The 23309-nt window shown below is 47.4% G+C and carries 26 protein-coding genes; 13 read left to right on the top strand and 13 right to left on the bottom strand.

What is annotated here, in order from left to right; genetic code table 11:
* Nucleotides 1–15: 15 nt before the first annotated feature.
* Both AL515_RS15705 and AL515_RS15700 read left to right on the top strand, forming a co-directional pair.
* Nucleotides 16–570, top strand: coding sequence for a TorD/DmsD family molecular chaperone (locus AL515_RS15705; protein ID WP_005129133.1), 555 nt, complete (start codon nt 16–18; stop codon nt 568–570).
* 101 nt (nt 571–671) lie between these two features.
* Nucleotides 672–1154 carry a DUF1097 domain-containing protein gene (locus tag AL515_RS15700; RefSeq protein WP_048211203.1) on the top strand — a complete coding sequence of 161 codons (483 nt, stop codon included), beginning with the start codon at nt 672–674 and terminating at the stop codon, nt 1152–1154.
* A 45-nt stretch (nt 1155–1199) separates the two neighbouring features.
* Here the strand turns inward: AL515_RS15700 and csgG are convergent, their stop codons facing one another.
* The 4 genes from csgG to csgD are packed head-to-tail and all read right to left on the bottom strand — an operon-like array spanning nt 1200 to nt 3551.
* Nucleotides 1200–2033, bottom strand: a complete 834-nt coding sequence (gene csgG / locus AL515_RS15695; protein WP_048211204.1) for a curli production assembly/transport protein CsgG — start codon at nt 2031–2033, stop codon at nt 1200–1202.
* Nucleotides 2034–2058: 25 nt separating this feature from the next.
* Entirely contained in the window at nt 2059–2472 is a 414-nt protein-coding gene (gene csgF, locus AL515_RS15690) for a curli production assembly/transport protein CsgF (RefSeq protein WP_005129126.1), read from the bottom strand.
* 25 nt (nt 2473–2497) lie between these two features.
* Nucleotides 2498–2896 carry a curli production assembly/transport protein CsgE gene (gene csgE / locus AL515_RS15685; RefSeq protein ID WP_061068136.1) on the bottom strand — a complete coding sequence of 133 codons (399 nt, stop codon included), beginning with the start codon at nt 2894–2896 and terminating at the stop codon, nt 2498–2500.
* A 4-nt stretch (nt 2897–2900) separates the two neighbouring features.
* The gene (gene csgD / locus AL515_RS15680; protein ID WP_005129125.1) at nt 2901–3551 is read right to left on the bottom strand and encodes a biofilm master transcriptional regulator CsgD; all 651 of its coding nucleotides are present in this window, start codon (nt 3549–3551) and stop codon (nt 2901–2903) included.
* 760 nt (nt 3552–4311) lie between these two features.
* On the opposite strand from csgD, the gene csgB reads away from it, so the two are divergent.
* From csgB to AL515_RS15650, 6 genes are all read left to right on the top strand, one after another.
* On the top strand, nt 4312–4767 hold the full coding sequence (gene csgB / locus AL515_RS15675) for a curli minor subunit CsgB (RefSeq protein WP_048211206.1): 456 nt from the start codon (nt 4312–4314) through the stop codon (nt 4765–4767).
* A gap of 40 nt (nt 4768–4807) precedes the next feature.
* A complete protein-coding gene (gene csgA / locus AL515_RS15670; RefSeq protein ID WP_048211207.1) occupies nt 4808–5257 on the top strand; it encodes a curli major subunit CsgA in 450 nt (149 codons plus the stop codon).
* 60 nt (nt 5258–5317) lie between these two features.
* Nucleotides 5318–5650, top strand: coding sequence for a curli assembly chaperone CsgC (csgC, locus tag AL515_RS15665; RefSeq protein WP_048211208.1), 333 nt, complete (start codon nt 5318–5320; stop codon nt 5648–5650).
* Nucleotides 5651–5801: 151 nt separating this feature from the next.
* The gene (locus AL515_RS15660) at nt 5802–6122 is read left to right on the top strand and encodes a type 1 fimbrial protein (RefSeq protein ID WP_061068135.1); all 321 of its coding nucleotides are present in this window, start codon (nt 5802–5804) and stop codon (nt 6120–6122) included.
* Between the two features lie 100 nt (nt 6123–6222).
* Nucleotides 6223–6765 carry an O-acetyl-ADP-ribose deacetylase gene (gene ymdB / locus AL515_RS15655; RefSeq protein ID WP_048211210.1) on the top strand — a complete coding sequence of 181 codons (543 nt, stop codon included), beginning with the start codon at nt 6223–6225 and terminating at the stop codon, nt 6763–6765.
* Nucleotides 6701–8188 (top strand): phospholipase D family protein, encoded by a 1488-nt coding sequence (locus AL515_RS15650; protein ID WP_086523385.1) that lies wholly within the window; start codon nt 6701–6703, stop codon nt 8186–8188. The genes ymdB and AL515_RS15650 overlap by 65 nt, the downstream gene beginning before the upstream one ends.
* 20 nt (nt 8189–8208) lie before the next feature.
* Here the strand turns inward: AL515_RS15650 and mdoC are convergent, their stop codons facing one another.
* Complete coding sequence (gene mdoC / locus AL515_RS15645; protein WP_061068134.1) at nt 8209–9369, bottom strand: glucans biosynthesis protein MdoC; 1161 nt, start codon at nt 9367–9369, stop codon at nt 8209–8211.
* 271 nt (nt 9370–9640) lie between these two features.
* Here mdoC and mdoG point away from each other — a divergent pair, with 271 nt between their 5' ends.
* The 3 genes from mdoG to AL515_RS15625 all read left to right on the top strand — a co-directional run bounded on the left by mdoG (nt 9641) and on the right by AL515_RS15625 (nt 13999).
* A complete protein-coding gene (gene mdoG / locus AL515_RS15635) occupies nt 9641–11176 on the top strand; it encodes a glucans biosynthesis protein MdoG (protein WP_086523802.1) in 1536 nt (511 codons plus the stop codon).
* Nucleotides 11169–13697: a glucans biosynthesis glucosyltransferase MdoH gene (gene mdoH / locus AL515_RS15630; protein WP_048211213.1), complete on the top strand. Its 2529-nt coding sequence runs from the start codon at nt 11169–11171 to the stop codon at nt 13695–13697. The genes mdoG and mdoH overlap by 8 nt, the downstream gene beginning before the upstream one ends.
* 62 nt (nt 13698–13759) lie before the next feature.
* Complete coding sequence (locus tag AL515_RS15625) at nt 13760–13999, top strand: YceK/YidQ family lipoprotein (RefSeq protein ID WP_202927478.1); 240 nt, start codon at nt 13760–13762, stop codon at nt 13997–13999.
* Here AL515_RS15625 and AL515_RS15620 read toward each other — a convergent pair whose 3' ends face one another.
* The gene (locus tag AL515_RS15620; protein ID WP_061068133.1) at nt 14000–14380 is read right to left on the bottom strand and encodes a MysB family protein; all 381 of its coding nucleotides are present in this window, start codon (nt 14378–14380) and stop codon (nt 14000–14002) included.
* 662 nt (nt 14381–15042) lie between these two features.
* Between AL515_RS15620 and AL515_RS15615 the strand changes: the two genes are divergently transcribed.
* The gene (locus tag AL515_RS15615; RefSeq protein ID WP_061068835.1) at nt 15043–16374 is read left to right on the top strand and encodes a sensor domain-containing diguanylate cyclase; all 1332 of its coding nucleotides are present in this window, start codon (nt 15043–15045) and stop codon (nt 16372–16374) included.
* Nucleotides 16375–16467: 93 nt separating this feature from the next.
* On the opposite strand, the gene mdtG is transcribed toward AL515_RS15615, so the two are convergent.
* Both mdtG and AL515_RS15605 read right to left on the bottom strand, forming a co-directional pair.
* Nucleotides 16468–17688: a multidrug efflux MFS transporter MdtG gene (gene mdtG, locus AL515_RS15610; protein ID WP_061068132.1), complete on the bottom strand. Its 1221-nt coding sequence runs from the start codon at nt 17686–17688 to the stop codon at nt 16468–16470.
* 154 nt (nt 17689–17842) lie between these two features.
* Nucleotides 17843–18763, bottom strand: a complete 921-nt coding sequence (locus AL515_RS15605; protein ID WP_005129093.1) for a Kdo(2)-lipid IV(A) acyltransferase — start codon at nt 18761–18763, stop codon at nt 17843–17845.
* A 219-nt stretch (nt 18764–18982) separates the two neighbouring features.
* On the opposite strand from AL515_RS15605, the gene trhO reads away from it, so the two are divergent.
* The gene (gene trhO, locus AL515_RS15600; protein WP_040230660.1) at nt 18983–20035 is read left to right on the top strand and encodes an oxygen-dependent tRNA uridine(34) hydroxylase TrhO; all 1053 of its coding nucleotides are present in this window, start codon (nt 18983–18985) and stop codon (nt 20033–20035) included.
* 47 nt (nt 20036–20082) lie between these two features.
* Here the strand turns inward: trhO and AL515_RS15595 are convergent, their stop codons facing one another.
* From AL515_RS15595 to bssS, 5 genes are all read right to left on the bottom strand, one after another.
* Nucleotides 20083–20658 carry a YceI family protein gene (locus AL515_RS15595; protein ID WP_061068131.1) on the bottom strand — a complete coding sequence of 192 codons (576 nt, stop codon included), beginning with the start codon at nt 20656–20658 and terminating at the stop codon, nt 20083–20085.
* A gap of 1 nt (nt 20659) precedes the next feature.
* On the bottom strand, nt 20660–21226 hold the full coding sequence (locus AL515_RS15590) for a cytochrome b (RefSeq protein ID WP_005129081.1): 567 nt from the start codon (nt 21224–21226) through the stop codon (nt 20660–20662).
* 261 nt (nt 21227–21487) lie between these two features.
* On the bottom strand, nt 21488–21601 hold the full coding sequence (locus tag AL515_RS15585) for a YceO family protein (RefSeq protein WP_071887361.1): 114 nt from the start codon (nt 21599–21601) through the stop codon (nt 21488–21490).
* Between the two features lie 52 nt (nt 21602–21653).
* A complete protein-coding gene (gene solA / locus AL515_RS15580) occupies nt 21654–22772 on the bottom strand; it encodes an N-methyl-L-tryptophan oxidase (protein WP_061068130.1) in 1119 nt (372 codons plus the stop codon).
* A 279-nt stretch (nt 22773–23051) separates the two neighbouring features.
* Nucleotides 23052–23306, bottom strand: a complete 255-nt coding sequence (gene bssS / locus AL515_RS15575) for a biofilm formation regulator BssS (RefSeq protein ID WP_003036154.1) — start codon at nt 23304–23306, stop codon at nt 23052–23054.
* Between the last annotated feature and the right edge of the window lie 3 nt (nt 23307–23309).

Raw genomic sequence — 23309 nt, 5'->3', positions numbered from 1 at the left:
AACTGGAATATATCAATGAACGAGTTTTCTATCCTGTGCCGTGTACTGGGCTCACTGTTTTACCGCCAACCGCAGGACCCTTTACTGGTTCCCCTGTTTACCTTGATTAGCGAAGGTAAACTGTCTGCTAACTGGCCACTGGAACAGGATGAGCTGTTGGCCCGTTTGCAGAAAAGCTGTGATATGCCCCAGCTTGCTGCAGATTACAACGCGCTGTTTGTCGGGAAAGAATGTTCAGTGCCGCCTTATCGTAGCGCCTGGGTAGAAGGGGCGAAGGAAGCGGATGTTCGTGCATTCCTGTCTGCGCGTGGAATGCCGCTTGCGGATACACCTGCCGATCATATTGGTACCTTGTTGCTGGCGGCATCCTGGCTTGAAGACCAGTCCGCAGAAGATGAGAGTGAAGCACTGGAAACCTTGTTTGTTGACTACCTGCTTCCCTGGTGCGACACGTTCCTTGGTAAAGTTGAGGCGCATGCGAATACCGCTTTCTGGCGAACTATGGCGCCACTGACGCGCGATGCAATTAGCGCAATGTGGGATGAATTACAGGAAGATACAGACGAATAAATGTGATTTAAATCACTATATACTGCAACGCAATTCATCATCTTGCATGAATTGTGTGCACGATCTCATTACCATGCCGTTTTTCTGCTAAGATGCGCGGCATGAACATACTTCTCTCTATTGCAATCACAACGGGCATTCTCTCCGGACTCTGGGGATGGGTGGCCGTTTCTCTTGGTTTACTCAGTTGGGCTGGCTTCCTGGGCTGTACAGCCTATTTTGCCTGCCCACAAGGTGGACTGAAAGGGCTGTGGATCTCGGCGTGTACGCTGCTAAGCGGTGTGGTGTGGGCGTTGGTGATTATTAATGGTAGTGCACTTGCCCCGCATATGGACATCCTTGGCTATGTCATGACGGGAATTGTCGCATTTATGATGTGTATCCAGGCAAAGCAATGGCTGCTTTCATTTGTGCCAGGCACGTTTATTGGCGCATGCGCAACGTTTGCAGGGCAAGGGGATTGGCAACTGGTTGTGCCGTCTCTGGCGCTAGGTCTGGTATTCGGCTATGCGATGAAAAACAGCGGATTGTGGCTGGCATCACGTCGCGAAAACCCGGCTTCATCCACGCTGACCAGTAAATAAAAAAAGCGTGAGGGCTTCCTCACGCTTTTTATTCTCTCTTTAGTATCAGGACTCTGGAGGTACCGACATATGGCGGTATTTGACCAGAATGTCGTTATCAACTTGTTTCTTATCCTGCAAATCCCACAAGCCGCGATCGATACCGTCATTTATCAGGAAGATAACGCCAGTTTCAATGGCTGACATCAGGCAAAGCATGACCGGTTCGTTAGAGGTATAACCAATTTCCCCTTCCAGAAGCCGTTGGTAGTCAATGAAACGGAATACCCCTGCCTGCACTTCATAAGACAGGATGGTTTTACTGGTATTGACCGAAGAAAGGATCTCACCGGTACTGACGTTAACTACGCGCAGGTTTACCGCTATCTGGTCGAGTTGATATTGCGTATCGGCACCAATACCGAAATAACGCGCGCCGACACCACCTGATTTAACGTTGCTTTCATAGCCGATGATTGAACCTTCCACCATCACGTTAGCTGCGGTTAATGATTGCAGCGGAATTCGGTTGTTAATGGCAACCGTGCCGTTTTCCTGTGCCGCACGGATGATTTTTCGTTCGTTCAGTAAGTTCTGTAATCCCTGACGCTCCAGCGGGACGAACCAACGCGAATCTTTCAGCGCGGTAACCAGCATTGCCGTGGCACTTTGCGGTACGGCAGTGGAGAAGTTACTTGCCGGATAAGGTTTAAACTGACCAGTTTCATCCTGGATATTGTAAACCGATACAAAGATTTTACCCGTAGGCATCGGGAGATGCGTCAAGTCTTTGTAACTTTGGGCGCGAGGCATTAATGTCGGTTTAGCGGCTTCTTGCGGTGGGGACGTTAAGCATCCGCTGAGTAAAAATACTGCAACCATTATAAGTAAGCGCTGCATGATTTTTTCCTTTCGTGGCTATGGCTTAGAAATCGGTTGACTGTGTTTGTAAACCCGACACTTCGATCGTTGATGTTTTTCCCGATTTCCTGTCGGTAACATTCAATTGCAGCTGCCCGTCCCGGTTAGCGATATCAATGATAAAATCATTGGTCACCATTCTTCCCGGCTTACCGGTATTAATGTTGGTGAGCAGGCCGCCGAGAATTTGTGACTGAATCGCCTGAGTAAAGTTATCCAGCGCTGACGGTGTTTCAATTCCGTAATCGCTATAGCTCGGATCTTTATAGGAGTTCTGCGCCTGAGCGCTGTTCAACAAAAAAGCGCCGTTATTCGGGTTGCCACCAAAGTTTGGATTTCGGAACTGGAACGTCATGTTTCCGGCCCAACTTAATGGTGAAATTAGCATGAGCAAAACCACTGCATGTTTGACACGCATGAAAGCCTCCGGACAAAATCATGTTTTAGAATTCATCGCGCGCTAAATCGCTCGTGCTTAATAGTGTTTGATCTATTTGCCGGCGATTTAATGCTTCCTCAGTTTGTGCCAATGCGAAGACGACAATTTTGTCGAAGTCTCTTTTCGTGGGGAATAAAAAAGTCTGGAAGATAACGTCCTGATTGACCGTTATGGTGATCCAACTTCCCCAACGCGCACTGGGTCTTTCATTGATAGTTAAATTTCCTGTGTACTCACTTTCCCACTTGTCACTAAATGCACGATAAAAATCATGCCCGATTGAAGAGACAGTGTGGTCAGTTAACAGTCCGGGAACCTCCACTTCTACGCTTGTAGCCGCGTGCAAATTCCCGGCAGCAAAGAATAAATTTGCTGCCACAATCCAGGTCAAATAGCGTTTCATGGCTTTATCGCCTGAGGTTATCATTGGCCCATGAGACCGCCTGCGTACGATTTTTGACAGCTATCTTTTTGAAAAGATTATAAAGATGTGTTTTTACCGTATTTTCACTGATAAATAGTGAGCGAGCGATTTCAATATTTGAGGCGCCGATACGCAATTTATTAAGTATCTCTTTTTCACGGTGTGTCAGCAGTGCTGATTCCGTGCTGTTATAACGATAATTTCCAGAATGCGTGATCAGATAACTGGCAAGCTTTTGCGTGAAGTAACATTCACCGCGTAAGACACCCTGCAAGCCGCTAACAACACGCTGTTCGTCTTCAGTTGCGTAAAACACGCCATTGATATGTGGCCAGTTTTCGATATCCCGATAAGGGTAGTCATCAGGGGTATTCAACAATAACGTCTTTATATTGTTGTTTTTTCTGCTCAAATTATCTTGCCAGTAATGGATCAGTTTTTTATCTGCCTCCATCATATCCAGTAAAACAATGCAGCTGGAGGAAATATCATCCAGAGAACGTTGAATATTATGTAGTTTTCCGGTTAGCGCCAGTGATTGTTTTAAATGTTGTAATAATGCAGTTGCCTGCAAAGAAGGTTTCGTGATCAACAATAATGTATGACCATGAATGCTATGGACTTCATTAAACATGATGAAACTCCACTTTTTAGTCGCACACCTGACAGCTGTCTCTACTAAAATAGAGGCACCAGAAGTACTGACAGATGTTGCACTGCTGTGTAGAAATAAAATATCGACCCAAAGGGGTGAAAATATTAAAACAAATGGACTTCAACTGATTTCAATCTAGCTATTACAAATCTTAAAGCAAGTGTTAAACATGTAACAGAATGTAAAATTATATATTAAAATGTGATTTTTAGGTTTTATTGGAGTTTAGATTTGATAGGAAAGTTGTACATTTTACCGTTACTGCATAGATTTAAAAAATCATACAAATTATAATAATTTATTGATTTATAAGGTTTTAATTAATGATTAGCGAGTTTTAGATTTCTAATGAATTCTAAATTCTTTGTCCCACTTTACGTTGGACAATTTTAAGAGGAAAAAACTGACCTTTGTCACGACTTGCATCGATGACTATCGCGACACGGTGCTGCGAAGCCCTGAAATCGCGGAAAATGCACTTTTTCAGTGACTGCATAGAAATTCATTTCTGATTGAGAAATAAAAATAAAACCTATACCTGTAGCGGTGTTATTCACTGTGAATTAGTACTTTGGGGTGAATCTGGATATCAAAATACCACTCGCGGGTGAGTTATTTAAAATGTTTCAACGGACATACTCTTCATCGTAACGTGGCGTTAACAAATGTAAGTCATGTTAACAACAATTTGAGTGGTAATTAATTTAACTTCATGTACGACCAGGTCCAGGGTGACAGCATGAAAAACAAGTTGTTATTTATGATGTTTACAATACTGGGTGTGCCTGGGATTGCATCCGCAACCAGTTATGATTTAGCTAATTCAGAATATAACTTTGCGGTAAATGAATTAAGTAAGTCTTCATTTAATCAGGCAGCCATTATTGGTCAGGTTGGCACTGCTAACAGTGCAAATACTCGCCAGGAGGGCAGCAAGTTATTGTCGGTCATTTCGCAAGAAGGTTCAGGTAACCGGGCGAGAACAGATCAGACAGGATCATATAATTTTGCATATATTGATCAAACGGGCAGCTCCAATGATGCGAGTATTAAACAAAGTTCTTACGGTAATACAGCGATGATTATCCAGAAAGGTTCTGGTAATAAAGCAAATATTACCCAGTACGGTACACAAAAAACAGCAGTTGTGGTGCAGAGACAGTCGCAAATGGCAATTCGCGTTACTCAACGCTAATCCGTAAACGACGTTTAAATCAATCCGATGGGGGTTTACCATGAAACTTTTAAAAGTGGCAGCATTCGCAGCAATCGTAGTTTCTGGCAGTGCTCTGGCAGGTGTTGTTCCGCAATGGGGCGGCAATCATCATGGTGGCGGTAGTAATTATGGCCCGGACTCTTCATTGAGTATTTACCAATATGGGTCAAGTAACGTTGCGAATGCGCTGCAAAGTGATGCACGTAAATCAGACGTGACCATCACACAACACGGACATGGTAACGGTGCTACCGTCGGGCAAGGTGCTGATGACAGTACCATTAGCCTGAAACAGACTGGCTTCCAGAACAGCGCTGATATCAATCAGTGGAATGCAAAAAATGCTGACATCAGTGTAACTCAGTTCGGTGGTCGTAACGGTGCGGTGGTTAATCAGACTGCATCTGACTCGAATGTTCTGATTCAGCAGGTTGGTTATGGCAACAATGCGACAGCTAACCAGCACTAATTCAGTTTTATAACTGATAATAAACAGGGCGAAAGCCCTGTTTTTTTTCGGGAGCATATTATGCATACGCTATTACTCATTGCCGCGCTTTCAAATCAAATAACCTTTAATACAACCCAGCAAGGTGAGATGTATACCATTATTCCGCAGGTGACATTATCGCAACCCTGCGTGTGCGAGGTACAAGTTCTTGCCATACGTAAAGGGTCGGGGGGGCAAAGCCAAACGCAACAGAAAACAAGCCTGTCGATCCCTGCTAATCGGCCGATTGAATTAACAAAACTGAGCTTTAATATTTCACCTGAAGATACGGTCAACATTGTCGTTACCGTTTCGGATGGGCAGTCATTGCATCTGTCCCAGCAGTGGCCTGATTCAAGCAATCGCTCATGATTTTTTGCTGTATTTGCTTTAAAGGTGTGGCTGGGAAAGCGGTGCTGTTCTATGAATATAGAGACGTGAAAACGTTTTTATTTGGTCGTTAATCGCAGCGGTGAAGGATCACTTCGATCCCTCAAGGATGGTTTATCATTGAGGAACCCTTATGAGCACCTTATTAAAACGTATTTTAAGTACCAGTTTATGTGTTACTTCTTTTTTTATCTTCCCCGCAACGGCGCAGCAAATCACACCTGGCGGGATTATCCATTTTCGTGGCGCAATAGTTGAATCGCCTTGTGATGTGAGCTCGCAACAACAGCAGATTGAAGTGTCATGTATACGTGATGGCAAGTTACGGAGTAGTCGCTATAACACACAACAGATAACGATGGCCCCTGAAAGCCTCCAGCAAATTGCCAGTATGAGAATGCAGTACCTTAATGAACAGAAAAATCTGGCAATTCTTAATATTGAATATAAATGAATCGTTCTGGCGTAGATATGCACCTGTATAGTTAAAAAGTGAGATTTCATAGAAAACCCTGCTGTACACTTAACGGAGAGTGTTTTGTCAGGGGGAACTTATGCAATCGCGTGTTCATGTTTTACAGGGCGACATTACGACAATCGCCGTTGATGTGATTGTCAATGCGGCCAACTCCTCGTTGCTGGGCGGCGGTGGCGTTGATGGAGCGATTCATCGCGTTGCTGGACCTGCACTGTTGGAGGCCTGCAAACAGGTATTACAGCAACAGGGCGAATGCCCAACCGGCCATGCGGTTATCACCCTGGCGGGAAATCTTCCCGCCAAAGCGGTGATCCACACTGTTGGGCCCGTCTGGCAGGGCGGCGATCATCATGAAGCAGAACGCCTTGAAGAGGCCTATCTCAATTCATTACAACTGGCACTGGCCAATGGCTATCAATCCATTGCGTTCCCGGCTATCAGCACCGGAGCCTACGGATATCCACGTGCAGCGGCGGCGGAGATTGCGGTGAATACGGTGCAAAAATTTATCACCCGCCGTGCGCTACCTGATCAAATCTACTTCGTGTGTTTTGATGAGGAAAATGCCAGGTTATACAAGAGATTACTCACCCAACAAGGCGATGATAACACGGCCTGATATGACGCGACTTGAGCGTGCCATTACCCCATTGTGCGCAAGCCATCCGGACCAGTGCGGCATTCTGGCACTGGATGACAGTCTGGATGCTTTCGCAGCCCGTTATCGGCTGACAGAAATGGCGGAACGAACGCTGGATGTGCAGTATTACATCTGGGAGAACGACATGTCCGGGCTGCTGCTGTTTTCTGTTCTGCTGGCCGCGGCGAAACGCGGGGTACGGGTTCGTTTGCTGTTGGATGATAACAACACTCCGGGCCTTGATGACACGCTGCGTCTGTTGGATAACCATCCAAATATTGAAGTCCGCCTGTTTAATCCCTTTTCATTTCGCATCCTTCGCGCATTGGGGTATTTAACCGATTTCGCCCGGCTCAATCGCCGCATGCACAATAAAAGTTATACCGCGGACGGTGTAGTGACGCTGGTCGGCGGGCGTAATATCGGAGATGCCTATTTCGGTGCGGGTGAAGAACCGTTGTTTTCCGATCTTGACGTGATGGCCATCGGTCCAGTGGTGAAAGAGGTCGCGGATGATTTTGAGCGATACTGGCAATGTCAGTCAGTTTCAACGTTACAAAGAGTCCTGGAGTTGTCTGAACCAGAAACGACTCAACGCATTGAACTGCCTGAATCTTGGTATAACGACGATATTACCCGACGCTATTTGCACAAACTGGAGACCAGCCAGTTTATGACGCATCTTGACCAGGGTTCACTGTCGCTGATTTGGGCCAAAACGCGCCTGCTCAGTGACGATCCGGCAAAAGGAGAGGGGAAAGCGCCGCGTCACTCGCTATTACCGCAGCGTTTGTTTGACGTCATGGGCTCACCCACTGAGCGTATTGATATTATTTCCGCTTACTTTGTGCCGACACGTGCCGGAGTCGCACAACTCCTGCGCCTGGTCCGAAAAGGGGTAAAGATTGCTATTTTAACTAACTCGCTGGCCGCGAATGATGTGGCAATTGTGCATGCAGGATATGCGCGCTGGCGGAAAAAATTGCTGCGTTATGGTGTAGAACTGTATGAGCTAAAACCAACCCGCGATCGCGGTACGGTGGTACACGATCGCGGGTTGACCGGCAATTCAGGCTCTAGTCTGCATGCGAAAACCTTCAGCATTGATGGCCGCAAAGTCTTCATCGGCTCGCTTAATTTTGATCCGCGCTCAACGTTGCTCAATACGGAAATGGGATTTGTGATTGAGAGTGAAGTGCTGGCGTCATTGATTCATAAACGCTTTATGCAAAGCCAGCGTGATGTGGCCTGGCAATTGCGCCTGGACCGCTGGGGTCGGATAAACTGGGTAGATTGTCCTGGCGGCAGTGAGCGGGTAGTGAAAAAAGAACCCGCCACAGGATTCTGGAAGCGGGTTCTGGTGAGGCTGGCCTCTGTATTACCGATTGAATGGTTGCTCTGAACCATGCAATGACAGGCCTGCTATCCGGCAATGGCCTTGCTTTTATCCTGCTTAACGATGGGTTTCCCTGAAAAGAGGAACTTCAGCACCGGTATCCGCAAGTGGATTTCGTACAATATTACCGCAATCCCGACAACAAATAGCAGCCCACAGAGAAAACCCAGCAGGTTTGATGTAATGTGCGGTGTGATATAGGCGCCGAAAAACAGCGTTAACGGATGATGCACCAGATAGATAAACAGTGATGCATTGACAAAATAGGTGACACGGGCTGACTGGAAATTCAATAAACGGTGGCCGAGCGAGAAAACGACGTTAACCATCCACAGTCCCATCACCATTGTTATCACGTATTCGGTTTCATACATCCAGGCATCGCCGTTTCCATAGCGTTGATTAAGCAGATAAGCCATAAAAGCGCATGCCGCGCCTAACGTGCAGCTGCGCGAGGGCGTTGTGAACAGTGCTTTCAACTGCGGATTGATAAACGCCAGCGCGCCGAGCATAAAGAACGGCACATAGAACAGCGTTTGCATGACGATAAAATTAAACATGCCATCGCTGAGAATAGACGGGTAGACGATAAAAATTGTTCTTCTGACGGCGGCGTATCCGACGCCAAGCAACAAAAAGATCAACGTCAGTTTTGTCATCGATATCGTGGACGTGCTGACGCCATCGGGGCTCGTCAACCGGTGTTTCATTTGGCTAAACACCCACATACTCACGGTTGTTAAAACGACAAGGACGAGTAAAAACCACAGATGAGAAATCAGCTCCCATGCCAGTGAGTTGTATTTATCGTACCCACTGAGAGTATGCCAACTGTCGGCTTTGCCTTTCACATATTGCAGCATGATAAATTGCGGCAGTGTGAGTAGCGGGATGGCGGTCAGCATAGGGATCCCCACGCGTTCAACACGCACTTTCCACCACCGCTTTAAGGGATAGCGCAAAAACAGCATGTATGAAAAGTAACCCGAAATAACAAAGAAGACCTGCATGCGAAATGCATGTATGAAATCGTTAAAGAGGGTCAATATCCATGACGGTTCTGCGCTGTTCACATGCCAGGTATGTGTGGAGTAGATCAGCGAGATATGGAAGGGAATCCCCAACAACATCAGCCAGGCACGGATGGAATCCAGAAAATATTCACGTGGTGGAGATACAGAGCTCATAGACAGTTACGTATTCTCAGACTTTTCGTCTTATCCCTAAGACGAATTATGGTTACATTCGAAGGCAACCCTACACGAAGTCCAACAACCTGTCTCCAGGATAAGCACTCAAAGTGAAAACAGGCAGGCGAACCTGCTTAAACCATGAGCCAGCACGCGAACAATACAGGGATTCAGTTGTCGGAATACCCGATTATCCATTAAAATGGATCGGATCAATATAAGCACACAAAGGGGGAAGTGCTTACTAATTATGAAACATAAACTACAAATGATGAAAATGCGTTGGTTGGGTGCAGCAGTAATGTTAACGCTGTATACATCATCGAGCTGGGCGTTCAGTATTGATGATGTTGCAAAGCAAGCTCAATCTTTAGCCGATAAAGGCTACGAGGCGCCAAAAAGTAACTTGCCCTCCGTTTTCCGCGACATGAAATATGCGGATTATCAGCAGATCCAGTTTAATCGCGACAAAGCATACTGGAGCAATCTTAAGACCCCATTTAAGCTCGAATTCTACCACCAGGGTATGTACTTCGACACGCCGGTCAAGATCAACGAAGTTACCGCAACTGCGGTGAAAAAAATCAAATACAGCCCGGATTATTTTAATTTTGGCGATGTGCAGCACGATAAAGACACGGTAAAAGATCTCGGTTTCGCCGGGTTTAAGGTACTGTATCCGCTCAACAGCAAAGACAAAAACGATGAAATCGTCAGCATGCTCGGCGCCAGCTATTTCCGCGTACTTGGCGCAGGCCAGGTCTATGGTCTGTCTGCGCGCGGTCTCGCGATAGATACCGCACTGCCTTCTGGTGAAGAGTTTCCCCGCTTCCGTGAGTTTTGGATCGAACGTCCAAAACCGACTGACAAACGTTTAACCATTTATGCCCTGCTGGACTCCCCGCGTGCAACCGGGGCGTATCGCTTTGTGATTATTCCAGGCCGTGACACGGTTGTGGATGTTCAGTCCAAAGTCTATCTGCGCGATAAAGTGGGCAAGCTGGGCGTAGCTCCGTTAACCAGTATGTTCCTGTTCGGACCGAACCAGCCATCTCCGACGACAAATTATCGTCCGGAACTGCACGACTCAAACGGATTGTCTATCCATGCTGGTAACGGCGAGTGGATTTGGCGTCCGCTGAATAACCCGAAACATCTCGCGGTGAGCAGCTTTGCGATGGAAAACCCGCAAGGATTCGGCCTGTTGCAACGTGGACGTCAGTTCTCCCGTTTCGAAGATATCGACGACCGTTATGACCTGCGCCCAAGTGCCTGGATCACGCCAAAAGGCGACTGGGGTAAAGGCAAAATTGAATTAGTTGAGATCCCCACTAACGACGAAACAAACGATAACATCGTTGCCTACTGGACACCGGATCAACTGCCGGAAGCAGGTAAAGAGATGAACTTTAAGTACACCCTGACGTTTACGCGCGATGAAGATAAGCTTCATGCGCCAGAAAATGCCTGGGTGCAGCAGACTCGCCGTTCCACAGGTGATGTCAAACAATCTAATCTCATTCGTCAGCCTGACGGCACTATCGCGTTTGTGGTGGATTTCACCGGCACCGAGATGAAAAAGCTGCCGCAGGACACCCCGATTACCGCGCAAACCAGTATTGGCGACAACGGTGAAATCGTGGAAAGCACCGTGCGTTATAACCCGGTTACGAAAGGGTGGCGCTTGATGCTGCGCGTGAAAGTGAAAGATGCGAAGAAAACCACTGAAATGCGTGCTGCGTTGGCCAATGCCGATCAGCCGTTGAGTGAAACCTGGAGCTACCAGTTACCTGCCAATGAATAAGACAACTGAGTATATTGACGCAATGCCGCTTTCGGATATCGAAAAAGCGGCACTGCCGAAAACTGACATCCGTGCCGTTCATCAGGCGCTGGATGCCGAGCACCGTACTTACTCGCGCGAAGATGATTCACCGCAGGGTTCTGTAAAAGCTCGCCTTGAGCAAACCTGGCCAGACTCTCTGGCCAAAGATCAGTTGATAAAGGATGATGAAGGGCGTGACCAGCTGCAGGCAATGCCGAAAGCGACACGTACTTCAATGTTTCCCGATCCCTGGCGTACTAACCCGGTTGGCCGTTTTTGGGATCGCCTGCGTGGGCGCGATGTCACACCGCGTTATCTTTCTCGTTTGACGAAAGAAGAACAAGAAAGTGAGCAGAAATGGCGTACCGTCGGCACGATCCGCCGTTATACGCTGTTGATCTTAACGCTGGCGCAAACGGTCGTAGCGACCTGGTATATGAAGACGATCCTTCCTTATCAGGGATGGGCGTTCATTAATCCAGCAGATATGATGGGGCAGAACCTGTGGGTTTCCTTTATGCAGTTGCTGCCTTATGTGCTGCAGACCGGTATCCTCATTCTGTTTGCCGTGCTTTTTTGTTGGGTATCAGCCGGTTTCTGGACCGCGCTGATGGGCTTCCTGCAGTTGCTGATTGGGCGTGACAAGTACAGTATCTCTGCCTCAACGGTAGGGGATGAGCCGCTGAATCCCGAGCACCGCACTGCGCTAATCATGCCTATCTGTAACGAGGACGTTGACCGCGTATTCGCGGGCTTGCGCGCTACGTGGGAGTCGGTTAAAGCCACGGGGAATGCGGAGCATTTCGATGTTTACATTCTGAGTGACAGCTACAATCCTGATATCTGCGTTGCGGAACAAAAGGCGTGGATGGAGCTGATTGCCGAAGTGCAGGGCGAAGGACAGATTTTCTACCGTCGTCGTCGTCGTCGTGTGAAGCGTAAAAGCGGTAACATTGATGACTTCTGCCGTCGCTGGGGCAACCAGTACAGCTATATGGTGGTGCTGGACGCTGATTCCGTGATGAGCGGAGACTGTCTGACCGGTCTGGTACGCCTGATGGAAGCGAACCCGAATGCCGGGATTATCCAGTCTTCGCCGAAAGCGTCTGGTATGGACACCCTGTACGCGCGCTGCCAGCAGTTTGCTACCCGCGTTTATGGCCCGCTGTTTACCGCCGGACTTCACTTCTGGCAGTTGGGTGAGTCGCACTACTGGGGTCATAACGCGATTATTCGTGTGAAACCGTTCATTGAACACTGTGCGCTTGCACCGCTGCCGGGCGAAGGCTCATTTGCGGGATCGATCCTCTCCCATGACTTCGTGGAAGCGGCATTGATGCGTCGTGCGGGCTGGGGCGTGTGGATTGCCTACGATCTGCCGGGTTCATATGAAGAGCTGCCACCGAACCTGCTGGATGAGCTCAAGCGTGACCGTCGCTGGTGCCACGGTAACCTGATGAACTTCCGTCTGTTCCTGGTTAAAGGGATGCACCCGGTTCATCGCGCGGTGTTCCTGACCGGTGTGATGTCCTATCTGTCAGCACCGTTGTGGTTCATGTTCCTCGCGTTGTCGACCGCATTACAGGTGGTCCATGCGTTGACGGAACCGCAGTACTTCCTGCAACCACGTCAGCTGTTCCCGGTCTGGCCGCAGTGGCGCCCTGAGCTGGCTATCGCGTTGTTTGCCTCAACGATGGTGCTGTTGTTCCTGCCGAAGCTGCTGAGTATTTTGCTTATCTGGTGCAAAGGCACGAAAGAGTACGGTGGATTTATTCGCGTCACGTTGTCGCTGCTGCTGGAGGTTCTGTTCTCCGTGCTGCTGGCGCCGGTGCGTATGCTGTTCCATACCGTTTTCGTGGTGAGTGCCTTCCTCGGATGGGAAGTGGTGTGGAATTCGCCGCAACGCGATGACGACTCCACTCCGTGGGGCGAGGCGTTTATGCGCCACGGATCTCAGCTGTTGTTGGGCCTGGTGTGGGCAGTAGGGATGGCCTGGCTGGATCTGCGTTTCCTGTTCTGGCTGGCTCCGATTGTCTTTTCACTAATCCTGTCGCCGTTTGTTTCCGTCATTTCCAGTCGTTCAACGGTTGGGTTACGTACCAAACGCTGGAAACTGTTCCTGATCCCGGAAGAGTATTCTCCGCCGAAGGTGCTGGTGGACACGGATAACTATCTGGAGTTGAACCGTAATCGTTCGCTGGATGATGGTTTCATGCACGCTGTGTTTAACCCGTCGTTTAACGCGCTGGCAACGGCAATGGCTACCGCGCGCCATCGTGCGAGTAACGTGCTTGAAATCGCACGTGATCGCCATGTCGAGCAGGCGCTGAATGAAACGCCGGAGAAACTGAATCGCGATCGTCGCCTGGTTCTGTTGAGCGATCCGGTGACCATGGCGCGTTTACATTATCGCGTCTGGAATTCACCAGATAAGTATTCTTCATGGGTTAATTATTATCAGGGGATCTCCCTGAACCCACTGGCACTCAGGAAAAAATAAGCGTGTGAAACGTAAAAATACCGGCCTGGAGCCGGTATTTTTTTATACTGAATATAAAAGTCATGAGGTATCCAGTGCGAATACTGGCTGTGGGAATGATGGTCTTTCTTCTGAGCGGATGCGGCAGCATTATTAGCCGGACGATCCCCGGACAAGGACACGGAAATCAATACTATCCAGGCGTGCAATGGGATGTCCGGGACTCTGCGTGGCGTTACGTCACCATCCTGGATCTGCCGTTTTCGCTGGTGTTTGATACGTTGCTATTACCGCTCGATATACACCATGGGCCTTACGAGTAACTATCGTTCATCCCATTCATCGGCTGCGGTCTGGCCTTCCTCTGTGTCAAGGGGAGGCTCCAGTTGAAATTCACCCTCATCCCATTCGTGGAGCGTATTTTCCTCCTGCCACTCCTGGCGAATATCAATCTCATCATAGTCACCATCAAAAACGCTTTGTGCCGCTTCACCGCTCAGCATGGGTAAACATTCGCCTTCGCCATCATCTTCGTCGGCAAAAAACTCAGCTTGCCACATGATATCGCCATCCTGTAGCACGTACTTTTGTACGTTCAGCTGCTGGACGCTGGCTTCGTCAGATTCAAGACCTGGATTATCAGCCAGAAACTCTTCACGTGCTGCATCAATGGCTTCTTCAAGGGTGGGGTACAAGGCATTCATATTCGCATCCTGATCGCATGGGTGATTGGCTTAATAAAAAGATATAGGTGGTGTGGTGAGAACTGTCAAAGCATTCGTTTATCGCGAAGTTTCAGGTATGCAACGGCTTGAAGCATCGAGTGTTTCTTACCATAACCACTCGGTTGTGGTGCTTCCTGGAACAACAAAAACACGGGGGAACCCTACCGCCAATACGTTTCATGAACAGCAAACCTTAAGTTTTTAAGAATCGGTTGGAGTGTATTAAACTCAAGCGGTTATGCAGGAGCACCATGAGTGAGGATGTCATAGTTTAAAGGGGGTGATTGAATAGACTGCAAGCCATACTTTATAGCGGATGAAACAATATAATTTATATAAGGTTTTTATTATAACTAATTGAAATTAAAGAGTAAGGCAAAAAGTGACGCGCGTGAGTATTACGTCTTAAAGTATCGATATTTGTTTAAGTTAGATATCCATAAATGATATTGTTAATCATTATATATGTGATAAATATGTTAATGTATAACAAAGTATAAGAAAACATCCATAACATTCAATGAATAATAACATGCGTTATAAATAAGATTGTCATTATTGAAAGAATGATAAATTATTAATTTGCAAAAGGTAATGGCTTAATATATAAAATGCAAAATAGGATTCTTGCCAGGGCTGTTATGGATAATAGTAATTCAAACAATAGCAGGTTGATGAACTTTTACATTACTTGCTTAGTCAGCTATTTTATTGCTGGTGTGTGTCTTTCTCAGTATCAGTTAGAAGTGCAGAGTGTACCTCAAACAACATATTTAATAATCATCGTTGGGTTATTTTTTCTGTACGGCATTGTTTTTCTTTTTATGCTTTTTCAATACCTTTGCAGGAAAGATCTAACATACCTGATGATATTAGGAATGGCATTCCTTAGTAATAATATCTATCTTATAGAAACTATATATATCGTTCAGGATTTAATTAATGATAGCGTTTTGATAGAAAAACGCACAAATGATATCGCTATCTTCTATTATTTTAGGCAAGTTAGTTTTATCGCATTACTTTTTGTATCATTGAAAGATTATAAAGCGGCTTCTACAGTTATTGAGACTAAAGAAAGAGAACCATGCTACATAATTATAGCATTGTTGATTATGCTGGCAATTGCATTCCTTTCGCATAACTTATCAAGTTATAACGCTGATGTTACGATTGAAATTACCAGTCACAAAACTGACAATAAAACGGTGCACTGGCATATTGGCTACATATATTCACTGATTATTGCATGGGGAATGGTTTTGTTGTATCTGTCAGTGAAAACAAAAATGCATGGTATCTTATGGAAAAGCATCGCGTTACTGTGTTGCTCTGCAATCCTGACGAATGTTCTGCTGTTGAGTCTGGATGAATATAGTATGTATATTTGGTATGTCAGTAGGGGAATCGAAGTTATCAGCACCTTAAGTATCATATCTATATTAATGTACAACACGTTCATTATTCTTAAGAGAGAGGCGGATTCAGCAATAAAAGATGCGATGACTAAGATATATAACCGGAAATTATTCTATAAGGCACTAAAATCATCTTTAGTAAAAGGTGCTGTTTGTATAATGATACTGGATATAGATAAATTCAAACGCATCAATGATTCTTATGGCCATCAGGAAGGCGATCACGTTATAAAGAGCATTGTTGATATTGTCAATAAATCGATCAGGGACTCAGACATTTTTGCGAGAATTGGTGGGGAAGAGTTTGGGCTCCTGATTAAATGTAAAGATAAAGCTGAAGCAATGTTTGTTGCGGAAAGAATAAGAAAAAATGTTGAGACTGAAACAGCGGAGCCCAATATATATGGCCTGAAAGAGAAAATGACAATCAGCATCGGTGTATATTGTAGTAAATCTGATGATTATTCTGCTGACAAAGTCGTATCATATGCCGATGCTGCGCTGTATGATGCGAAAAACTCAGGGAGAAATAAAGTGGTTTACTATAACAGCTAGAATAATATTAAGCGTTATTGAGTTCACTCTGCGTATCCCCCATATTAAGCCAATTGATATGTTAGGGGGACCGTTGAGAATGAATACACAAAATCATCCCAGGACCTGAGATCCCCGGCGGCGGCGCAGACTGTTCCATGAGTAGATTGCGTTGAATAACACAACACCAGCGGTGACGCAGAAGACGGCACGGAAGCCATAATTTGCCGATATAGCAGCCCCCATTAACGGCCCAGTAACGTTGCCTATATCACGAAACGACTGGTTGTAGCTAAAGATACGCCCGGCGATTTGGTTGGTTGAGTTATACACCAGCAAGGTCTGTACGGCAGGCAGCAATGCGCCATCAGCGGCACCCAGTAAAAAGCGCAGCACGCCTAGCTGCCAGGGCGTCTGGACGAATGACATTGGGATCAGCAGCAGTACGGAGACAACCAATGCAACGATCAGGATCTTCTCCGGACCAATCCTGTCACCCAATTTGCCGAGCTTTGGTGCACTGATTAAGGCCGCAACACCGGGTACAGAGGCAATCATCCCACTGATAAACGCGATATTGCTGACATTACCTGCAAGCTCCCGTACATACAGCGTCAGGATTGGCGCAATGGAGCCGGTTGCAACCTGAATTATCAGGGTAGTGACAAACAAGCTCAGCACCAGCTTTGGATTCTTTAACGACGTCACGACTTCGCGAACGTGCAGCATCTCTTTCTTGCTCACTGGCTGGAAGCGTTCACGGATAAAAAAGAGAGTCAGAATAAAACAGATCAACAGCACCAGGGCTGTGATGAAAAATACAGGGCGCAGACCATACTGATCGGCGAGTAACCCGCCCGCCAGTGGCCCAAGTAAAGCACCGCTAACGCCGCCGGTGGAAAGTGTCCCCAACGCCCAGCCGCTTTTATTGCGTGGCACCTGGGTTGCGATCAGTGCGTTGGCATTAGGAATAAATCCACCGAGCAAACCCAGCAGGGCGCGCAGGATCAAGAATTGCCAGATATTTTGCGCCAGCCCCATCAGCAGCATGACGATGGCCATGCCCAGCGCCGAGCGTAAGAGCATGATTTTCCGGCCTTTACGATCGGCCAGTCCGCCCCAGAAAGGTGAGGCAATCGCTGAAAACAGGAAGGTGATACTGAATACCAGCCCTGACCACATATTCAGGGCACTGTGACCCGTCACGCCAAGACTCTCGACGTAAAGGGGTAAAAATGGCATGACCAGGCTAAATGCTGCGCCGGTTAAAAAACAGCCCAGCCAGGCAACGGTAAGGTTGCGTTTCCAGTTTATGGAGACATCAGAGGGTGACATAGCGATCCGCAGTGTGATGCGCTGTTTGCGCTATCGAGTAAATATAAATAAGCAGGCTAATTATGCGCCTGGTTGATAGTTGCTGCAATGCGGATAGCAGTTAAACCTAAAAGGGGAGAGAAGGTGTTGCAGCCCACAGGACTGCAACAAAGACTCAGTACAGAGACGGGGAGCCTTCAGGGCGTGTCTTGAAGCGGCGATGTAACCACATGTATTGCTCGGGGGCCATCATAATGCATTTTTCAACGATTTTATTCATCCAGGCCGCCGTTGTTTCAGCATTGTCCAGCGGTGGTGAACACTCCGGTGGCAGCATGATCAATTGATACCCCTTGCCGTCAGGTTTGCGACGGGGAACAAATGGCACCAGGCAGGCATTCGACATTCGGGACAGCATCCAGGTTCCGGACGTCGTCGCAGCCTGTTCAACGGCGAACAAAGGCACAAATACACTGGCGCGAGGGCCATAGTCGTGATCCGGCGCGTACCAGACCACTTCACCTTTCTTCAACGCTTTAATCATCCCTTTCAGGTCTTTACGATCGAGCATTGATTTATTGGAGCGCATACGCCCCCAGGTTTGTAGCCAGTCGAGCAGAGGATTGTCGTTAGGACGATACACACCAATTCCCGGCTCTTGTAAGCCAAACTGGCGTGCACCCAACTCGAGGGTCAAAAAGTGCAGACCAACTAACAGGATCCCACGCTTTTGTGCCTGAACGTCCCGGATATGCTCCATTCCGATAACTTCAGTCCAGCGTGATATTCGCCTGTCGGACCAAAACCAGGCCATGCCGGTTTCCATTACGCCCATACCGACAGACTCAAAGTTTTTTACCATCATCTGCTGGCGTTCCTGCTCGCTCATTTGCGGGAAGCACAGTTCCAGATTGCGGGAAACAATCTTTGCCCGACGTTTCATCAAGCGTAATGCCAGACGGCCTAATGCGCATCCCAATTTATAGAGCACTGGGTAGGGTAACTGTACGATTAACCAAAGGATGCCAATACCCAGCCAGGTTAACCAATAACGCGGATGCAGTAGCGCAGCCGAAAACTTGGGTAAATTCGTCATGTCTATCCTGTCTTCTAACGACCAATTCCCTGTATTGTCGCATTTTTTTGCGCGTATCTAAAATTTACGACGGGAGAGTGGTGATTAAATCATCAATTGTTGTTGCATTTTTATCGTGAAGTATGAAATGTAGCGTAAAATGTGTGGATGTAAATTGGCGAAGTTTGCTTTATCATGCCGGCCGATTTTCATTTTTACTGATTGCAGGATACGTACACCATGCCAGTGTTACACAACCGCATTTCGAATGACGCGCTCAAAGCTAAAATGCTGGCGGAATCTGAGCCGCGCACGACGATTTCATTCTATAAATATTTCACCATCGCTGATCCTCAGCAAACGCGTGATGCACTGTATCAACTGTTCACTACACTGAATGTGTTTGGCCGCGTATATCTTGCACGGGAAGGCATTAACGCACAAATCAGTGTACCGCAAAGTAACGTTGATGCGTTTCGCCAACAGTTATACGCATTTGATCCTGCATTATCCGGGTTGCGTCTCAATATTGCATTAGATGATGACGGCAAATCTTTCTGGGTTCTGCGCATGAAGGTCCGTGAGCGAATTGTTGCGGATGGCATTGATGATCCTGATTTTGACGCCAGCAACGTGGGTGATTATCTGAAGGCAGCTGAAGTGAATGCCATGCTGGACGATCCGGATGCGGTGTTTATTGATATGCGCAACCACTATGAATATGAAGTGGGTCACTTCGAAAACGCGCTGGAGATCCCGGCAGACACCTTCCGCGATCAGCTGCCGAAAGCGGTAGAAATGATGCAGGAGCATAAGGATAAAAAAATCGTTATGTATTGTACCGGGGGGATTCGTTGTGAGAAAGCCAGTGCCTGGATGAAACATAACGGGTTTAGCAAAGTCTGGCACATTGAGGGCGGCATTATTGAGTATGCCCGCAAAGCGCGTGAGCAGGGGCTGCCTGTGCGTTTTATCGGCAAAAATTTTGTTTTCGATGAACGCATGGGAGAGAGGATCTCTGACGATGTGATTTCGCATTGTCACCAGTGCGGTACCGCATGTGACAGCCATACCAATTGCAAAAACGATGGCTGCCATCTGCTGTTTATACAATGTCCAGCCTGTGCGCAAAAGTATAAAGGCTGCTGTAGTGAACTGTGTTGTGAAGAGAGCGAACTGCCGGAAGAAGAGCAGCGCCGCCGTCGCGCGGGACGTGAGAATGGCAATAAGATCTTTAATAAATCGCGTGGTCGTTTAAATACTAAGCTCGGTATTCCCGATCCTGCGCAATAACACGATGCCGGATGGCGGCAAAAGCCTCATCCGGCATCAATAGGATGTTATTTCTGCTGTACGCCTTCCACCGAGATAATTAATTCGACTTCCTGCGAAGCGGGACCGAGATCGGTGGTAATGTTGAAATCCTTCAGCTTTATTTTCCCTTGAGCTTCAAAACCGGCGCGTGTGCCACCCCATGGATCGCCCCCTTGACCCATCAACTTTGCATCCAGTGTTACCGGTTTGGTGACGCCGTTCAGGGTCAGGTTACCGGTGATATCTAAATCGTTGCCCTCTTTCTTCACGCTGGTGGACGTAAAGGTGGCCTGCGGGAACTTGCTCACATTGAGGAATTCTGCACTACGCAGGTGTTTGTCACGTTCGGCATGATTGGTATCAACGCTGTTGGTGTTGATGGTGACATTGACTTTATCGGCAGCCGGATTTTTCTCGTCAAAGGTAAATGTGCCGTCGAAGTCTTTAAATGTGCCGTACAGCCAGCTGTATCCCAGATGCTGAATGCGGAAATTAACAAAGGCATGCTGTCCCTCTTTGTCAATTTTGTAATCCGCTGCGATAGCAGAGCCGGTCGTGAATAATAAAGAGGCGAGTGTGAGTCCCAGCAGGTTTTTTTTCATTTTAAGCTCCATAGTCAGATGACGATTTTCCCAACATGCGATTAAGGGTATCGTCGTTATCGATAAAGTGATGTTTCAGGGCCATTAACCCATGCAGAAGTGATAAAACCACCACGGCCCACGCGAGCCACAGGTGCACGCTACCGGCGATGTCAGCTTGCACGCCTGCGTTGGCAAACGTGGCGGGAACATCGAACCAACCAAATACGCTTATTGCTTTACCGTCTGCGGTAGAGATCAGATAGCCGCTGATGCCAATAGAAAAAAGCAGGGTATACAGCGTGAGGTGGCCCAATGCCGCCGCAATACGGGTTAAACGGGAATAGCTTTTCAGTGCGGCAGGGGGAGGGGAAACAACCCGCCAGACAATGCGGACAACCAGTCCCATCATCAGCAACACACCGATACTTTTATGCAGTTCAGGCGCCTGGTGATACCAACCATCGTAATAACTGAGTGTTACCATCCATAAACCCAGAGCAAACATGCCATAGACGGCAATAGCGACCAGCCAGTGTAATGCGGCAGACACCACGCCATAGCGCTGTGGACTATTATTGAATTGCATAAATACACCGTTAGATATTTCAGAAGTGAATGAAAATGGCGCGTAAAAGACATTAATGCAACTAATAAATAACAATGGTGATGATATTTGTTTTTATTTCAATAAAATTGATTGATTAAAGGCGCAATCATCAAATCGTTAGTGTGAGTGGCCATTGAGAAGGGCTTGAAAACAAGGAAGGATGAAGATTATGTTATTCAGTTTATTGCAATGAAATTAAGAAATTATCAGTTTTTGTCAATTAATGTCAGCGCATATAGATTAGAAGAACATAATATATATGACGTCCATAATCGCCAGCAGCGACCATAAAATAATGTAGAGCATGAAATGCTCGCGAATATTATTAACCAGATAGTTAAAGATGCGGCGCATCAATGTTATTCCTGTCATTTAAAATGGCCTCACCAACGAGGCCATTGATCAATTATCGCTTAAAACGGGACAGCCTGAATGGCGTCAGGTCAAAGGCTGACGGTTTACCTTGGGCAAACTCAGCCGCAATTTCGCCCAGTACGGAAGCAAACTTAAAACCGTGTCCGCTGAGTCCGGTAATCACCAGCGTGTTGTCATGGTCTGGCAGCGTATCGATAATGAAGTCTTCATCTGGCGAGTTATCGTAAGTACAGGATGCACCATGCAGACAACAGCCGATGCCAGGCAAAATAGCGCGCAGGAATGGGAAGGCTTCCGAACCATCGCTGGTGACAGCGGCAAACGGTTTACGTTCTTCAGGTGAATGAATGACCTGTCCGCCGTTATGCCTGCCAATTTTTAACTCGTCATTTTCAGCCGGAAAACCGTAGTATTGATCGCCATTAGGCAGTTCGCCGGTAAATGCCGGGAATTTGTTTTTGACACTGTAGCGCCCGTCAGCCTGATACCATGCGAATACCTTACGCACCGGCTGTATCGGCAGTTCAGGCAATAATGCCTTGACCCAGGTGCCGGCGCTGACGACAACTTTTTTCGCGTGGTAGTCACCATCGGCTGTTGCAACCGTTACGCCATCATCGTGGTGATGAATTGCCGTGACGGGGCATTTAAACAACTGCGCACAACCTGCCTCTTCAGCCAGGCGAATCCAGGTTTTAATGGCTAGCTCACTGCGCAAAAAACCGGATTCGGCTTCAAACAGCCCGATATAGTTTTCAGGCACGCGAATTTCTGGCCAGCGAGTCATGATGGCTGCTGCATCCAGCTGTTCGACATTGAGTTGCCACTGTTTGGCACTTTGCGCCACGGTCGCTAAAAAGGTCGAATCTGCAGGACCCAGGTTGATAACGCCAGAGCGAACAAAAACAGGCTCTTCATTTTGTGCGGAAAGTTCATCCCACAATGTTTGCGCACGTAGCACCAGCGGAACGTATTTTTCACCTTCGCCATACGCATGACGAATTAATCGTGTATCGCCGTGGTGGCTGCCCTGTTGATGCGGTGGCATATGCGCATCGATCATCAGAACGTTGAGACCGGCGCGAGTGGCGTAGTATCCGGCTGCGGCGCCCACGGAACCGCTGCCAATAATGATTAAGTCGTATTTCATCCGCTTCTCTCTGCAATCGCGATAGTATACCTTAAATAATTCGAGTTGCAGGACCAAACGCCCGGGCCGTTTTGAACAGCGCCCCCGAAGGGGTGAGGCCGTAAGGCCGAATCACGCGGCGACGCAGCGAATCCCAGGGATGGGCCGAGTAATAAAGCCAACGCATATGCAACTTGAAGTATGACAGGTATAGCAGAGTAAATAACTGACCCGGAATATTCAACCTGCAAATAAGAAAGGCACCATGAAGGTGCCTTTTGATGGTGTGATGTATCAGGTTTAATGTCGCTGATACTCATTTACCTGGTAATCGCCAGATTCAATTTTAGCGATTCCGGCTTCTAATATCGAAATAAATTGCCTGGCAACATCAGTGGTTAACCAGAGCGTTTGACCGACCTCAGTCCCATCCGGGTCCGGACGATTCGGGGTCTGGTAGTGCAAACGCAGCATCAGCGCATCGTAGCTATCAACAGTGCTGATGTCCCATCCTACAAGCGGATGAGTCTGAATGACTTCATTATTCTTTTCCATCAT

It is taken from the genome of Citrobacter sp. FDAARGOS_156, assembly GCF_001559235.2.
Taxonomy (GTDB): domain Bacteria; phylum Pseudomonadota; class Gammaproteobacteria; order Enterobacterales; family Enterobacteriaceae; genus Citrobacter; species Citrobacter youngae.
The sequence above is the reverse complement of the archived record's forward strand: the minus strand, read 5'-3'. Positions and strand labels throughout refer to the sequence as shown.